Raw genomic sequence first — 15193 nt, 5'->3', positions numbered from 1 at the left:
TCCCCCGCCGGTGCGCCACGATGGCCCGCAGGCGATCACGAGGAGGTCCGGTGGGGAAGACCATGCGCGCCGTTGTCCTGGAGGAGCCGGGGCCGGTGGACCATCTGAAGCTGCGGGTGCTCCCGGTGCCCGAGCCGGAGCCGGGCTGGGTACGGATCAAGGTGGAGGCGTTCGGTCTCAACCGTTCCGAGCTGCACACCCGGCTCGGTCTCGCCGAAGGGGTGACCCTCCCCCGGGTCCTGGGCATCGAGGCGACCGGGACGGTCGACGCCGACCCGGACGGGGTGCTGCCGCCGGGTCAGCAGGTGGTGACCATGGTCGGCGGCATGGGCCGTACCTTCGACGGGGGCTATGCCGAGTACACGGTCGTCCCGCGCTCCCAGGTGATTCCCTTCACCTCCGAGCTGCCCTGGGAGACGGTGGGCGCGCTGCCGGAGACTCTCCAGACCGCGTATGGATCGCTCACCACCGGGCTGGGGCTGCGGGCCGGGCAGACGCTGCTGATCCGTGGCGGGACCTCGGCCCTGGGGCTGGCGACGGCCGCACTGGCCCGGGACATCGGGGCGACCGTCTTCGCGACCACCCGTAAGCCGGACCGGGTCCGGGTCCTGGCCGACCACGGCGTCGACCATCCGCTGGTCGACGACGGCGCGGTCGCCCCGCTGGTACGCGAGATCCTTCCGGACGGGGTGGACAGGGGGCTCGAACTGGTGGGCACCCCCACCCTCCCGGACACCCTGGCCGCCACCCGCGACCAGGGCACCGTCTGTTTCACCGGGATGCTCTCCAACCAGTGGACCGTCAAGGACTTCTACCCGATCGACTACCTGCCGCGCGGGGTGCGGCTCTCCGCCTACGGGGGAGCCTCGGCCGAACTGCCCGCCGAGGTGCTCCAGCGCTATCTGGACCGGATCGCCACCGGCGAGTTCTCCGCCGGGCCCGTCCATGTCTACGCCCTGGAGCAGATCAGGGACGCGCACCGGGACATGGAGGAGGGCCGGCGCCCGGGGAAACTCGTCGTACGGCTCTGACTCCGGTATCGCCGGTCGTCGGTCCCGGCCCCCGGTTTCAGGCGATGTCCACGATGGTGCGCAGCGCCTCCCCGGTGTGCATCTGACGGATCGCCTCATTGATCCCCGTCAGCGGCACATGGTGCGTGATCATCGACTCCAGGTCGATCCGGCCCGCGCGCCACAGCTCGAAGATGGTGGCATAGGTGCGGCGGATGTCGGCGCCGCCGTAGAACGACGGCAGGACGGCCTTCTCCGAGAGGACCAGCTCCGCCATGCTCAGATCGGTCATATCGGTACGGGAGCCCGCGCCCACCAGGCAGACCGTGCCGCCGAGGCGGGTGGCGTCGTACGCGGCGCGCAGCGTGCCCGGCCTGCCGACGGCCTCGAAGGCGTAGTCGACACCGAAGCCGCCGGTGAGGCGCTCGACGGTCTCCTTCAGCTCCTCGGGGGCCACGGCCTGCGAGGCGCCGAACCCCAGCGCCCACGCACGGCGGTTGGGTGTGGGGTCGACCGCGATGATCCGCGCGGCCCCGGCGACCCGGGCGCCCTGGACGATGCTGATCCCGACGCCGCCGAGGCCGATGACGACGACCGAGGACCCGGGCCGCACTTTCGCGGTGTTGAGGGCCGCGCCGATCCCGGTGGTCACCCCGCAGCCGACCAGGGCGGCTATCTCATAGGGCACGTCGTCGGGGATCGGGATCGCCGCGTACGCCGCGATCACCGTCTCCTCCGCGAAGGTCCCGGCGCCCAGCATGCCGGGGAGGACGGTGTCGCCGCTGCGGAAGTTGGGGTGGGCGAGATTGCGGTAGCCGCTGCGGCACAGATGTCCGTCGCCCGCCGTACAGGAGGGGCAGGCGTCGCACGGCGGCATCCAGCAGACGATGACCCGGTCACCGGGCCTGACATGGGTGACGCCCTCGCCCACCTCGATGACCTCGCCCGCGCCCTCATGGCCGGGGACGAACGGCGCGGGGTGCGCCAGGACACCGCTCATGGCGGAGAGGTCGGAGTGGCAGAGGCCCGCCTTGTGCATCCGGACCCGTACCCGGCCCGGGCCGAAGGAGACGGTGTCGACATCGGTCACCTCCAGCGTCGCGTCACCGGTCCGGTGGAGTACTGCTGCGTGCATGGGTCTTCTCCTTGTGGCTGGCTCGGTGGGTGGCTCGGCGGACGGGCTCAGGGCCGGGCCGGGGCGGGCAGATGGATGGTCTTGGTCTCCTGGTACGCGGCGAAGCCCTCGGGGCCGAACTCGCGCCCGATGCCGGAGTTCTTGTAGCCGCCGAACGGTCCGGCGACATCGAACCGCTGGCAGTTGACGGAGTAGGTGCCGGTACGGATCCGCCGGGCTATCGCGGTGCCGTGTTCGTCGGTGCCCGCCCAGACGGTGCCGGCCAGTCCGTACGGGGAGTCATCGGCGATCCGGACGGCGTCGGCCTCGTCCTCGTACCGGATGAGACAGACGACCGGGCCGAAGATCTCCTCGCGGGCGATCCGCATTCCGTTGTCGACGTCCCCGAACACCGTGGGCTCGACATACCAGCCGGTGGCCGGGGAGTCGGGGACGCCGCCACCGGTGAGGACCGTGGCGCCTTCCTCCCGGCCGACGCGGATCCACTCCAGGACCCGCTCGCGGTGTGCCTCGGTGACCATCGGGCCGATCAGGGTGGCGGGGTCGTCCGGGTCGCCGACCCGGAGCGCGGCGACGGCGGCGGTGATCCCGGCGGCGATCTCGTCGTAGCGGCTCGCCGGGACGAGCACCCGGCTCAGCGCCACACACGCCTGACCGCTGTTGGCGAAGGCGCCCATCACGACCTGCGGCAGGGCGGTACCGAGGTCCGCGTCCGGCAGCAGGATCGCGGCGGACTTGCCGCCGAGTTCCAGGGTGACCCGGGTGAGGTTCCCCGCCGCCGCGGCCATGATCTGCTTGCCCGCCGCGACCGAGCCGGTGAAGGCGACCTTGTCGATGTCCGGATGCGCGACCAGGTGGGCGCCGGTCTCCCGGCCGGCCGGGAGCACACTGAGCACCCCCTCCGGCAGACCGACCGCCGCGCACACCTCGGCCAGCAGAAAGGCGTCCAGCGGGGTCTCCGGGGACGGCTTGAGCACGACCGTGCAGCCGGCGAGCAGGGCGGGGGCGAGCTTGCCGGCGATCGTCAGCTGGGGGACGTTCCACGGGGTGACGGCGGCGACCACACCGACCGGCTCCCGGCGGATCAGGAGCGGGCCGGTGAGCCCGGGGCGCTCCTCCTCCGTGGGGATCCCGGCGGCGACGGCCAGGGCCGCGCCGAAGGCGGCGACCGCGCTGAGCGCCTGGGCCCGTACGGAGACGGTGATGGGGCAGCCGTTCTGGAGGGTGACCAGTTCGGCGAGTTCCCGGTGGCGGGTGAGCAGGCCGTCCCGGATACGGGTGACGACCTCGATGCGCTCGGCGGGCGCCATCCGGGGCCAGGGGCCGTGGTCGAACGCCTCGCGGGCGGCGGCCACGGCCCTGTCCACATCGGCCGGGCCGGCGTGCGGGACCCGGCCGACGATCCGCTCGGTCACGGGCGACACCACGTCGATGGTCTCCGGGCCCGCCGGGGCGGTCCACTTCCCGCCGATGAAGAGTGTGCGGTGTTCCACGATGTCGGTCATGCGCAGGGTCCTCGCTTCATTGCGACGGCGGTGGCGGTGGCGTCGGTGGCGTCGGGGGCGGCTGGTGGGGCGCGGGGAAGGGGGCCGCTGCCACCGGAACCGGAAAGGTCGGACAGCGGGCCGAATGTCCATGAAGTTAATTCACGCTAACTCTCCTGTCCAGGCTTTCGCGGTGACCGTCCCGTCCGTCGGCCCGGGTCCGGTGAGGGGCGATCAGAGAATCACTCGGCGCCGTGCCGCTATCCGCTCCGACAGCAGAATCAGGCCCGCGAGATCTGGACAGTGTGGTTATTGAAGATTAACTTCAGGGGTGTTTCCGGCGAGTGCGCCGGGCGCGCCCGAGGAAGGAAGTGCAGCCGTGCGCCGCAGCCTGTTCACCGAGGAGCACAAGGCGTTCCGGGCGACCATCCGCGCGTTCATCGCCCAGGAGGTCGTCCCGTACTACCCCGACTGGGAGCGGGCGGGCCAGGTCCCCCGCGACTTCTACCGCAAGCTCGGCGCCCTGGGGGTCTTCGCCATCCAGGTGCCCGAGGAGTACGGCGGCGCGGGTGTCACCGACTTCACCTACCAGACCGTGATCCGCGAGGAGTGCGGCCGGGCCGGAGTCGGCTTCGGCGCGGAGAACGTGCACACCTGTCTCGTCCTCCCCTATCTGCTGGACTTCGGCGACGAGGAGCAGAAGCGGCGCTGGCTGCCCGGCTTCCTCACCGGGGAGACGATGACCGCCATCGCCATGACCGAGCCGGGCACCGGCTCCGACCTGGCCGGCATCACCACCCGCGCCCGCCTCTCCGAGGACGGCACCCACTATCTCCTCAACGGCGCCAAGACCTTCATCACCGGCGGCGCCGGGGCCGACCTCGTCCTGGTGGTCTGCCGCACCGCCGACCACGACCCCGCCGACCGCCGCGCCGGGCTGTCGATCCTCTGTGTCGACACCCGCTCCGAGGGCTTCGCCGTCGGGCGCAGGCTGGACAAGATCGGGCTGCGCGCGCAGGACACCGCCGAACTCTCCTTCACCGATGTCCGGGTCCCGGTGGCGAACCTCCTCGGTGAGGAGGGCGCCGCCTTCTCCTACCTCACCCGCAATCTCGTCGTGGAGCGGCTGGGCGCCGCCGTCGGCGCCTACGCGGGCGCGGCCGGCGCGATCGGCTTCGCCCGGGAGTACGTACGCGAACGCCAGGTCTTCGGCAGGCCCGTGGCGGCCTTCCAGAACACCAAGTTCGTCCTCGCCGAGTGCGACACCGAGGTCACCGCCGCCCAGGCCCTGGTGGACCGCGCCGTCGCCGCCCACGCGGCGGGCGAACTGACACCCGCCGACGCGGCCAGGGCCAAGCTCTTCTGCACCGAGACCGCCGGCCGGGTCATCGACAAGTGCCTCCAGCTGCACGGCGGTTACGGGTACATGCTGGAGTATCCGATCGCCCGCCTCTACGCGGACACCCGCGTCTCCCGGATCTACGCCGGGACCAGCGAGGTCATGAAGACGATCATCGCCAAGGACCTGGGCCTGTAGCCCTGCCCTGGTACCCATCTCCCCCGGAGGACCCCATGCGCGACGCAGTGATCGTCGACGCCGTACGTACCGCGGTCGGCAAACGCGGTGGCTCGCTCTCCCGGCTGCACTCCGCCTCCCTCTCCGCCCATGTCCTCAACGCCCTTGCCGGGCGCACCGGTCTCGACCCCGCCCTCGTGGACGATGTGATCTGGGGCTGCGCCTCCGGCGTCGGCATGCAGGCCGGCTGTATCGGCCGGGCCTCGGTACTGGCCGCGGGATGGCCGGAGTCCGTCCCCGGGCTCACGGTCGACCGGCAGTGCGGCTCCTCGCAGCAGGCCGTCCACCAGGCCGCCGCCGGGGTGATATCGGGCCAGTACGACATCGCCGTGGCCGGTGGCGTCGAGATCATGAGCGCCGTCCCGCTGGGCACCACCCGGCTCGACGGCCGCTGCGGCGAACCCTTCGGCCCCCATGTCTGGGACCGCTACGACGGCATCCGGTTCCACCAGGGCATGGGCGCCCAGCTGATCGCCGACGCCCATGGCATCACCCGCGCCGAGATGGACCAGCACGGCCTGGACTCCCATGCCCGCGCCGCGCGGGCGATCGACGAAGGCCGCTTCGAGGGCCAGATCGCCCCCGTCACCGTCACCGGCGAGGACGGCACCACCCGCCGCTTCGCCACCGACGAGGGGGTACGCCGGGGCTCCACCCTCCAGACGCTCGCCGGCCTCAAACCCGCCTTCCGCGAGGACGGCACCATCACCGCGGGCAACGCCTCCCAGGTGTCCGACGGCACCGGCGCGCTGCTCCTCACCACCGGTGAGATCGCCCGCGCGCACGGCTGGACCCCGATGGCCCGCGTCCACACCGCCGTCGTGACCGGCACCGACCCCGTCACCATGCTCACCGGACCCATCCCGGCCACCGCCAAGGCGCTCAGGAAATCCGGTCTCTCCCTGGACGACATCGGCGTCTACGAGATCAACGAGGCATTCGCCTCGGTCACCCTGGCCTGGCTGCGGGAGACGGGCGCGGACCCCGCGCGGCTGAACCCCCTGGGCGGTGCGATGGCCATCGGGCACCCCATCGGCGGCTCGGGCGCGCGGATCATGACCACCCTCGTCCACCACATGCGGGACAACGGCATCCGCTACGGCCTCCAGTCCATGTGCGAGGGCGGCGGCATGGCCAACGCCACGATCCTCGAACTCCTCTGAGGCGGCCCGCCATGCAGGTACGGCCCGGACCCCGGGCGGACCAGACTCCCCAGACCTCTCATGACACCCACGACGCCTTCGCCGGCTTCCTCGACCTCGAACCACGAGGCCGGGACCTCTTCCGGGGCCGCTGCCACGACGGCCTCCCGCTGCGCGCCTTCGGCGGCCAGGTGGCCGCGCAGGCGCTCGCCGCCGCCGGACGGACCGTCCCCGACGATCGCACCGTGCACTCCCTGCACGTCTACTTCCTGCGCGCCGGGAACTCGGCCCACCCCCTCGACTACACGGTGGAACGGGAACGGGACGGCTCCTCCTACCACTCCCGCCGGGTCGTCGCCCACCAGGGCCAGGAGGCCGTCTGCACCCTCTCGGCCTCCTTCAAACGGCCGGAGACGACCGCCGACCGCCAGCCCGCCATGCCCACGGCACCCGCACCGGAGCTGCTCCCCGACATGTACGGGCTCTGGGAACGGAACAACCCCGAGGACTACGCCCGCGCCGAGTTCCGCCGGGTGCTGGAGATGCGCCACGTACCCGGGCCCGCCGAACCGCACACCCCCGGACTGACGGAGCAGAAGCTCTGGATACGGGCGGCCCGGCCGCTCCCCGACGACCCCCTGCCGCATGCCTGCGCCCTGGCGTACGCCTCCGATCTCTTCCTCGCCCCGACCACCGTCCTGTCCACCGAGCCGCCCAGGATGCTCCGGGAGAAGCCGTCGTCGGTCTTCCTCACCTCACTGGACCACGCCGTCTGGTTCCACCGCCCGTTCCGCGCCGACACCTGGATGCTCTTCGCCCAGCGCAGCCCCACGGCGGCCGACGGACGCGGCTTCGCCCTCGCGGAGGTCTGGAGCCCCGACGGCCTGCTGATCGCCCATGTGGTGCAGGAGACCGTGGTGCGCCCGTCCAGGCCGCCCCGCCCCTGAGACACCACCGAGCCGCGCTGCTGCCGCTCGGCGCGCCGTCACCCGCTCAACGCCTCACCTCATCAAAGGAATCCCTCATGTCCGATCTCGTCCTCACCTCGTTCGACGACGGCATCGCCGTGGTGACGATCAACCGGCCCGAGGCCCGGAACGCGGTCAACCGGGCGGTCGCGGACGCCGTCGCCGAGGCCGTCGACACCCTCGACAGCCGGGACGACCTCGTCGTCGGAGTGATCACCGGGGCCGGCGGCACCTTCTGCGCCGGTGCCGACCTCAAGGCCCTGGCCGCCGGGGAGCGCTCCGGCATCCCCGGCCGGGGCTTCTGCGGCATCACCGAGACCCCGCCCGCCAAACCCCTGATCGCCGCCGTCGAGGGGTACGCACTCGGCGGCGGCACCGAACTGGCCCTCGCCTGCGACCTGATCGTCGCCGCCGGAAACGCCGTCTTCGGCCTCCCCGAGACCCGGCGCGGCCTGATCGCCGCCGGTGGCGGCCTGGTACGGCTGCCCCGGCGGATCCCGTACACCATCGCCATGGAGTACGCGCTCACCGGTGACTTCCTCCCCGCCGAACGGGCCCACCGGCTCGGCATGGTCAATGAACTGACCGAGGAGGGCGCGGCGCTGGAGACGGCCCTGGCGCTCGCCCGGCGGATCGCCGCCAACGGGCCGCTCGCGGTCCGGGCCAGCAAGCGGATCGTGGCCGACTCCGCCGACTGGCCCGCCGATGAGGTCTGGGCCCGCAACCGCGACGCCTGCGCCCCGGTCTTCGCCTCGGCGGACGCCCGGGAGGGCGCGCTCGCCTTCGCCGAGAAGCGCGCCCCGCGCTGGAACGGCCGCTAGACCCGGCCGGCTCTCGCGAGCCCGCCCGCCATGAGGTGAACCACCGTCACGGTCCCGAGACCCCGCCCCGGGCATGACCGAACAAAGGAGTTCCGCCATGACCACCGCCTGGCCCAAGGCGCTGCCCCGCACCCTCGACTACCCCGACGGCACGGTCGCGGACCTGCTCGCCGGCTCCGCCCATGCCTACCCCGACCGCCCGGCGCTGATCGACGGCGACATCCGGATGGGCTACGCCGAACTGCACGACCGGGCGCTCCGCGTCGCCCAGGGGCTGCGTGAACGGTCCATCGTCCCCGGTGAGGCCATCGCCCTCCATCTGCCCAACTCGATCTGGTTCACGGTCGCGTACTACGGCGTCCTCCTCGCCGGTGCCGCCGTGGTGCCGGTCAACCCCTCCCAGCCGCCGGGCGCCCTCCGCCGCCAGCTGGACGACTCGGGCGCCGTCGCCGTGGTCACCCACCCCTCCGTCGCGGCGCCCATGGCCGAGGCCCTGGAGGGATCGCCCACCGTCCGTCTGGTCACCCTCGCCGCCCCGACCGCGGCGGCCCCCGCACCCGGCGCCGGCCCGGTCGCCTTTCCGGTCACCACCGTCCCCCTGGCCGACCTCATGGCCGCCCACCCGGCGCCCGCGACCGAGGTGGCCGGGGACGCGGTCGCCCATCTCGCCTTCACCGGCGGGACCACCGGTGTGCCCAAGGCCGTCATGGTCCTCCACCGCAATCTGATCATCAATGTGCTCCAGGTGGCCTGCTGGCGCTCCGCCGCCGTCCCGGCCGCGGACGAACGGGGCCGTATCCGGCTGCGCGAAGTGCCGGGCGCGAGAACCCCGCACCACATCCCGCTGGGCGGCGCCACCGGAATCTCCATCGCCCCGCTCTTCCACGGCATGGGCATGGTCAGCCAGAGCGTCTACGCCGCCTCGGGGCTGACCGTCGTGGTGTTCGGCCGCTTCGACGCGGTCCGCTATCTCGACACCGTCGAAGAGCTGGGCGTCCACGCCGTCACCGGCTCCCCGGCCCTCTGCCACGCCCTGCTCGCCGTACCGGGGGTGCGTGAGCGGGACCTGTCCTGCGTACGCCTGGTCAGCAGCGGCTCCGCCCCCATCAACCCGGCCGCCACCGCGGAACTCACCGAGATCTTCCCCCGGGCGATCGTCAGCGACGGATACGGCCTGACCGAGGCGACCATGGGCGTCTCGATCAGCCCGCTGGACCCGGCCGTGCCCCGTCCGGAGGGCAGCATCGGCCCGGCGCTCTTCGACACCGAGATCGAGATCCGGGAGCCGGACGGCGTCACCCTCCTGGCACCGGGGGAGAAGGGCGAGGTCTGGGTCCGGGGCCCGCAGATCACGGCCGGGTACCTCGGCCACCCGGAGCGCACCGCCGAGCAGTACGTCGACGGCTGGCTGCGCACCGGCGACCTCGGCACCCTCGACGACCGGGGCCGGCTGTCCCTGGTCGGCCGGGCGAAGGACATGCTCATCTACAAGGGGTACAACGTCTACCCCGGCCCCCTGGAGAACATCCTCCGTGAGCACCCGGTGGTCGCCCAGGCCTCCGTCGTGGGCCGGCCGCACCCCGAGCACGGGGAGATCCCGGTCGCCTTCGTCGCGCTGAAGTCCGGGGAACGGGCGCTCGACCCGGCGGCCACCGCCGCGGAGCTGACGGCGTATGTCGCGGCCCGGGTCGCCCCGTACCAGCGGATCCGGGAGGTGGTGATCGTGGACGAACTCCCGCTGTCGGCCACGGGCAAGATCCTCAAGACCGAGCTGCGCAGGCGGGTCACCGACTCCTGACGGCGGGTGAGGGCACAGGTCAGGGCCGGGCGACCACGGGGGGTCGCCCGGCCCTGACCTTCGGCTCTCTCCGCCGTCAGCCGTGCCCGGTGGCGGTGAGGGCGGTCCAGACACCGGACTCACCGGCCTCGCCCGCCCGGCGGCCCAGCTCCTCGGCCCAGCCGCGCTCGGAGGCGACCGCGTCGCGCCAGGACCACAGCCGGCGGGTGAGCCGGTGCAGCGGGTACTCGGCGGTGATGCCCAGCGCGCCATGGAGCTGATGGGCGATCCGGGCGATCCCGGTGGCCGCGGCGGCCGTGGTGATCCGGGCGATGTCGACCCCGCCGCCGAGCGGCGCCCCGTCCCGGGCCAGGGCCAGCGCGGCCTCGGCCTGGACCAGCTGGACCCGCATCCGGGCGAGGTGGGCGGCGACCTCCGGGATCCGCACCAGCGGCGCCCCGAACTGCTCGCGCTCGCGGACATGGGTCCGGGTGAGCCGATAGGCACCCCGGGCGGCGCCCAGCACGGCCGCCGACCAGAGCAGGGCGAGCCGCTCCCGGACCTCCGCGTACGGGGGCGCCTCCGCGAGAGGGGTGACCGGCGTACCGGCCAGGACCACGGTGTCCCGGGGATCCCCCGCGATGTCGTCCACGGTACGGACGGTCACCGAGGGGTGCGCCGGATCGACCAGCAGCGGCGCGGCCCCCGGCGCGCACAGCACCAGCCGGCCGGCGTCACGGGCCCAGGGCACAAAGGTCACTTCGGCGGTGACGGTGCCCGAGACGACCTCGGGCGCCGTGTCGAGCAGCCGGAGCGTGGCGAGCCCGTCGGCGAGGGGCCCCGTATGCCCGAGGACCCAGTCGGCGACGGACGCCTCCACGATCGGCACCCCGACACCGTGCCCCGCCAGGGACTCGACCACCACCAGCAGATCGGCGAGCGAGCCGCCGGAGCCGCCCCGGTCCTCCGCGACGCCGATCCGGGGCAGACCGAGGCCGACCAGGCTCTCCCACAACCCGGGGCCGCCGGCCGCACCCCGATCGTCCCCCCGTTCGTCCCCTCGGTCGTCCACCAGGTCGTCCACCAGTCTGCGCAGCTCCTCGGTGAAGGGGCTTTCCCTCATGAACGGGCCTCCTGTCGGGCGATCAGGGAGAGCAGGACCTCGGCCGAGCCCCCGCGCAGACCGAACGCGGGCGAGGCGAGCAGCGCCTGGCCGAACCCGCTGTCGAAGGTGGCCTCCCGGCAGAGACCGGTACGGCGCAGCGCCTCGACGACATCGTGCTCGAAGGCGTTGCCGAGGTATTTGAGCGCGGCGGCCCGCTGGACGGGGGCCTCGCCCGTGTCCATCTCCCGGGCGACCTCGAAGCAGAGCCGGCGCAGCACCGCGAGACGGGCCACCAGCGTGCCGAGCAGGGCGTGCAGCTCCCGGTCGTCCCGCTGCCGGGCGGTCTCGGCGATCAGCTCCACCAGGACCGGATAGCTGGAGAGCGCGCGTTCGGCGCCGCCCCGCTCGAAGGAGAGCTGCTCGACCACCTGCCGCCAGCCCTGGCCCACCTCGCCGAGGACCCGGCCCGCCGGGACGCGGACGTTCTCGAAACGGACCTCGTTGAAGTGGTGTTCCCCGGCCAGGTCGAGGATGGGGGTCACGGACACCCCCTCGGTGTCCATGTCGACGATGAACTCGGTCAGCCCCTCGTGCTTGCGTCCGCCGCGCGAGGTCCGGGCGAGCAGATAGACATGGGTGGCGTGGTGGGCCTGGGTGGTCCAGATCTTGTGCCCGTCGATCCGCCACCCCCCGTCGACCGGCTTGGCCGAGGTCCGTACGGAGGCGAGGTCCGAGCCCGCCCCGGGCTCGCTCATCCCGAGACAGAAGACCGCCTCGCCGGAGGCGATCCCCGGCACGATCTCCTCCTGGAGCGCCCGGGTGCCATGGCGCAGGACCGCCGGGCCGATCTGCCGGTCGCCGATCCAGTGCGCGGCCACCGGGGCGCCCGCGCGCAGCAGTTCCTCGGTGACGGCGAGCCGTTCCACATGGGTGCGCCCGCCGCCGCCGAACTCCCGGGGGTAGGTCATGGCGATGAGCCCGCGGGCGGCGAGTTCCCGGCTGAACTCCAGGTCGAAGGAGCGCAGCCAGGAGTCGCTGCGGGGGGTGTAGCGTCCGGCGTCCCGCCAGGCGGCGGTCAGCTCCCGGACCCGGCCGCGCAGCTCGGCGCAGCCGTCCGTACCGGGGGAGTGGTCCATGGTGGCCTTTCAGGGCGATCTTTCGGGCGGTACGGGTCGGGGGTCAGCGGCCGGTGAAGACGCCGGGGCGCTTCTCCTGGAAGGCGGTGAGCGCCTCGCGCGAGTCCTGGGTGGAGGTGATGACGGCCATATGGGACGAGATCAGGTCCAGCGCGGTCCGCAGATCGTGGCGGGCGCCCTGGCGGACGGCGCGTTTGATGGTGCGGATCGCGACCGGCGGGCGGGCGGCGAGCCGGGCGGCGTACGCGTACACGGCGTCCATCAGCTCCTCGTCCCGGTGCACCTCGTCCACCAGACCGATCCGCAGCGCCTCGTCGGCGTCGGCGAAGTCGCCGGTCCAGAGCATCCGCAGGGCGGTGGAGGTGCCGACGGCGCGGGGCAGCAGCCAGCAGCCGCCGTCGCCGGGGACCAGGCCGACCTTGATATAGCCCTCGGAGAAGCGGGCGCTGCGGCCGGCGAAGCGCAGATCGCACAGGAGCGCCATGTCCATTCCGGCGCCGACGGCGGGCCCGGCGACGGCGGCGATCACGGGCTTGTCGATGTCCTCCAGGGCGAGCGCGACGCGGTGGACATGCTGGGTCAGCAGTTCCTTCTCGCCCAGCGGTGGCCGTTTCTCGCCGGTGAAGGCGGTGAGGTCGACACCGGAGCAGAAGGAGCCACCGGCGCCGGTGACGACGATCACCCGCACCCCGGGGTCGCGCTGGGCCTCGGTCAGCCGGTCGGCCCAGGCGTCGACCATGGCGATGGTGAAGGCGTTCCTGCGCTCGGGGCGGTTGAGGAGGACGGTGGCGATCCCGTCCCGGACCGTGTACTGGAGATCGGCCATCGCCGTCCCTCTCTTCCGTCTCTTCGGATCTTCAGTCGCTTCGGACTCTTCGGCGGAGGCCGACCACCGGTTCGTGCCGGCGGGTCGTGCCGTCGGGGTTACGGGGGCGGGCTACTTCGGGGCCATGCGGATGGCGCCGTCGAGGCGGATCGTCTCGCCGTTGAGCATGGGGTTCTCCACGATCGAGGTGACCAGATGGGCGTACTCGGCGGGGTCGCCCAGCCGGGAGGGGTGCGGGACCTGGGCGCCGAGGGCGTCGAGGAACTCCTGCGGCCTCCGGTTGAGCAGCGGGGTGGAGAAGAGACCCGGGGCGATGGTGACCACCCGGATCCGCGCCGCCGCGAGATCACGGGCGATCGGCAGGGTCATCCCGACGATGCCGCCCTTGGAGGCGGCGTAGGCGCACTGCCCGATCTGGCCCTCGAAGGCCGCGGCGGAGGCGGTGTTGACGATGACTCCGCGCTCGCCGTCGACCTCCTCGGTACGGGCCATCTCGGCGGCGGCGAGACGCAGCACATTGAAGGTGCCGATCAGATTGACGCCGACGACGAACTCGAAGTCCGCGAGGGCGTAGGGCGTGCCGTCGCGGCCGACGGTACGGCCGCCCCTGCCCAGACCGGCGCAGTTGACCGCGATGCGCAGCGGGGCCAGGCCGGCGGCGGTGGCCACGGCGCGGGCGGCGTCGTCGGCGGAACGGACATCACCGGCGACGAAGCGGGCGCGCTCGCCGAGTTCCCGGGCGAGCTGCTCGCCCCGGGAGGTGGGCAGGTCGAGCAGGACGACATGGGCGCCCTGGTCGAGCAGGCGCTCGGCGGTGGCGAGGCCGAGGCCGGACGCGCCACCGGTGATGACGGCGGAGACTCCCTGGATCTGCATGGAGGGTTCCGATCGGGTCGAGAGGCTGAGAGGTTCTGAGGTTCTGAAGTTCAGCGGCTGAGAGGCTCTGAGGTTCAGAGGCCGAGCGACTTGGCGATGATGGTCTTCATGACCTCGCTGGTCCCGCCGTAGATCCGCATGACGCGGGTGTCGGCGTAGAGGCGGGCGATCGGGTACTCCAGCATGTAGCCGTAGCCGCCGTGCAGTTGGAGACAGTGGTCGATGACCCGGCTCGCGGTCTCGGTGCAGAGGAGTTTCGCCATGGCCGCGTACTCCGGGGTCAGCTCGCCGTGGGCGTCGCGCTCCAGGGCCTCGTACGCCATGAGCCGGGCGGCCTCGACCTCGGTGGCACAGGCGGCGAGGACGAACTTGGTGTTCTGGAAGGCGGCGACGGGCCGGCCGAAGACCTGGCGGTTCCGGGTGTACTCCTGGGCGAAGGTCACCGCGGCAGCGGCGGCGGCCGCCGCCTGGACGGCGATCACCAGGCGCTCGCGGGCGAGGTTGCGGCCGAGGTGGAAGAAGCCCCGGTCCCGCTCGCCCAGCAGATTCTCCACCGGCACCCGCACATCGGTGAAGGAGAGTTCGGCGGTGTCGGAGGCATGCAGACCGATCTTGTGCAGGCTGCGGCCGACCGCGAAGCCCTCGCTGGCGGTGTCGACGACCAGGATCGACAGCCCCTCGCGCCGGTTCTCCTCCGGGGCGGGCGAGGTACGGCAGACCACCAGGACGAGATCGCACTGGGTCCCGCCGGTGATGAAGGTCTTGGCGCCGTTGAGGAGATAGTGGGTGCCGTCCTCGGAGAGCACCGCCGTCGTGCGGATGCCGGCCAGGTCCGATCCGGTGCCGGGCTCGGTCATCGCGATGGAGAGCAGCAGATCGCCCGAGGCACAGCCCGGGACCCACCGCCGCTGCTGCTCCTCGGTCCCGAAGTGCAGCAGATACGGGAGGATGATGTGGGCGTGGGTCATCGCGGTGCCGACGGTGGCACCGGCGCGGGCGACCTCCTCGGCGAACACGGCACCGAAGTGATGGCCCGTCTCCCCGCCGCCGCCGAACTCCTCGGGCACCTCGACACCGAGGACGCCCAGCTCACCGAGGCGGCGGTAGAAGTCGCGCGGTACCGACCTCGCGGCCGTCCACTCCTGGATGTGCGGAACCGCCTCCTTGGCCAGGAAGTCCCGGACCGTCCGCCGGAACGCCTCGTGCTCCGCGGTGAAAACCGTGCGCGGCATCCTTGCCCCTCTCCCTGCTCCGAGGTAGCTCCTCCGAGGTTAGCTGGATTTCACTTTTACGCCCTGTAGGCCCACTGTCAAGGGATCGTTAAGCGAGCCGTGACC

General features: G+C 72.5%; 13 protein-coding genes. 6 read left to right on the top strand and 7 right to left on the bottom strand.

Going from position 1 to position 15193, the window contains the following annotated elements:
* Positions 1 to 20 precede the first annotated feature (20 nt).
* On the top strand, positions 21 to 1031 hold the full coding sequence (locus ABT354_RS13785) for a zinc-binding dehydrogenase (protein WP_351493031.1): 1011 nt from the start codon (positions 21 to 23) through the stop codon (positions 1029 to 1031).
* 37 nt (positions 1032 to 1068) lie between these two features.
* On the opposite strand, the gene ABT354_RS13780 is transcribed toward ABT354_RS13785, so the two are convergent.
* Both ABT354_RS13780 and ABT354_RS13775 read right to left on the bottom strand, forming a co-directional pair.
* Complete coding sequence (locus tag ABT354_RS13780; RefSeq protein ID WP_351493029.1) at positions 1069 to 2145, bottom strand: zinc-binding dehydrogenase; 1077 nt, start codon at positions 2143 to 2145, stop codon at positions 1069 to 1071.
* Positions 2146 to 2192: 47 nt separating this feature from the next.
* Positions 2193 to 3650: an aldehyde dehydrogenase gene (locus ABT354_RS13775; protein WP_351493027.1), complete on the bottom strand. Its 1458-nt coding sequence runs from the start codon at positions 3648 to 3650 to the stop codon at positions 2193 to 2195.
* Between the two features lie 358 nt (positions 3651 to 4008).
* Here ABT354_RS13775 and ABT354_RS13770 point away from each other — a divergent pair, with 358 nt between their 5' ends.
* From ABT354_RS13770 to ABT354_RS13750, 5 genes are all read left to right on the top strand, one after another.
* Positions 4009 to 5166 carry an acyl-CoA dehydrogenase family protein gene (locus ABT354_RS13770; RefSeq protein WP_351493025.1) on the top strand — a complete coding sequence of 386 codons (1158 nt, stop codon included), beginning with the start codon at positions 4009 to 4011 and terminating at the stop codon, positions 5164 to 5166.
* A 35-nt stretch (positions 5167 to 5201) separates the two neighbouring features.
* Complete coding sequence (locus tag ABT354_RS13765) at positions 5202 to 6368, top strand: thiolase family protein (protein ID WP_351493023.1); 1167 nt, start codon at positions 5202 to 5204, stop codon at positions 6366 to 6368.
* Positions 6369 to 6379: 11 nt separating this feature from the next.
* A complete protein-coding gene (locus tag ABT354_RS13760) occupies positions 6380 to 7294 on the top strand; it encodes an acyl-CoA thioesterase (RefSeq protein ID WP_351493021.1) in 915 nt (304 codons plus the stop codon).
* Between the two features lie 77 nt (positions 7295 to 7371).
* Positions 7372 to 8136 carry a crotonase/enoyl-CoA hydratase family protein gene (locus ABT354_RS13755; protein WP_351493019.1) on the top strand — a complete coding sequence of 255 codons (765 nt, stop codon included), beginning with the start codon at positions 7372 to 7374 and terminating at the stop codon, positions 8134 to 8136.
* A 97-nt stretch (positions 8137 to 8233) separates the two neighbouring features.
* Positions 8234 to 9934 (top strand): class I adenylate-forming enzyme family protein, encoded by a 1701-nt coding sequence (locus ABT354_RS13750; protein WP_351493017.1) that lies wholly within the window; start codon positions 8234 to 8236, stop codon positions 9932 to 9934.
* A gap of 76 nt (positions 9935 to 10010) precedes the next feature.
* Here ABT354_RS13750 and ABT354_RS13745 read toward each other — a convergent pair whose 3' ends face one another.
* The 5 genes from ABT354_RS13745 to ABT354_RS13725 all read right to left on the bottom strand — a co-directional run bounded on the left by ABT354_RS13745 (position 10011) and on the right by ABT354_RS13725 (position 15088).
* Positions 10011 to 11036 (bottom strand): acyl-CoA dehydrogenase family protein, encoded by a 1026-nt coding sequence (locus ABT354_RS13745; RefSeq protein ID WP_351493014.1) that lies wholly within the window; start codon positions 11034 to 11036, stop codon positions 10011 to 10013.
* Positions 11033 to 12154, bottom strand: a complete 1122-nt coding sequence (locus ABT354_RS13740; protein ID WP_351493012.1) for an acyl-CoA dehydrogenase family protein — start codon at positions 12152 to 12154, stop codon at positions 11033 to 11035. Before ABT354_RS13740 ends, ABT354_RS13745 begins: the two co-directional genes overlap by 4 nt.
* 43 nt (positions 12155 to 12197) lie before the next feature.
* Complete coding sequence (locus ABT354_RS13735; RefSeq protein ID WP_351493010.1) at positions 12198 to 12980, bottom strand: enoyl-CoA hydratase/isomerase family protein; 783 nt, start codon at positions 12978 to 12980, stop codon at positions 12198 to 12200.
* 111 nt (positions 12981 to 13091) lie between these two features.
* The gene (locus ABT354_RS13730; RefSeq protein ID WP_351493008.1) at positions 13092 to 13856 is read right to left on the bottom strand and encodes an SDR family NAD(P)-dependent oxidoreductase; all 765 of its coding nucleotides are present in this window, start codon (positions 13854 to 13856) and stop codon (positions 13092 to 13094) included.
* A 74-nt stretch (positions 13857 to 13930) separates the two neighbouring features.
* Positions 13931 to 15088, bottom strand: coding sequence for an acyl-CoA dehydrogenase family protein (locus ABT354_RS13725; RefSeq protein ID WP_351493006.1), 1158 nt, complete (start codon positions 15086 to 15088; stop codon positions 13931 to 13933).
* Between the last annotated feature and the right edge of the window lie 105 nt (positions 15089 to 15193).

The sequence above is a fragment of the Streptomyces sp. NPDC000594 genome (genome assembly GCF_040299965.1).
Classification (GTDB): domain Bacteria; phylum Actinomycetota; class Actinomycetes; order Streptomycetales; family Streptomycetaceae; genus Streptomyces.
This window is presented reverse-complemented; position numbering and strand designations above follow the sequence as displayed.